The organism is Gemmiger formicilis, from assembly GCF_016901605.1.
Lineage (GTDB): Bacteria > Bacillota > Clostridia > Oscillospirales > Ruminococcaceae > Gemmiger > Gemmiger formicilis_B.
In genome coordinates this window covers 1-256 of record NZ_JACJKP010000648.1, presented here as the reverse complement: position 1 = coordinate 256, position 256 = coordinate 1, and the positions used below count along the sequence as shown (strand labels likewise).

1 protein-coding gene is annotated in these 256 nt (G+C 65.6%); it reads right to left on the bottom strand.

All coding sequences use genetic code 11. From position 1 onward, the window contains the following. Window positions 1–256 (bottom strand): hypothetical protein (locus tag H6B10_RS16305; RefSeq protein ID WP_204652457.1); only part of this gene is annotated, 256 nt, incomplete at both ends.

Sequence of the window (256 nt, the reverse complement as noted above, 5' to 3'; positions counted from 1 at the left end):
TGCCATCCGCCAGGGAAATCCGATACCCGGTGGAATTGCCCACCGCAGGGTCCGGGATACAATAGCCGTACAGGGCCGCTCCGTCGCACCAGCCCACCATCACGTTGCGCAGGTCCTGGGACGTCTGAATATCCTGCCGGGAGGCACCGTCCCCCTCGATGCAATAGAGGCCCGCCGGGGCGGAACATTCCTCATACCGGCCGCGGCAGAAGGTCACCAGTTCCTCGTCGGTCAGGTCCTCCCACCCCTGGGGACG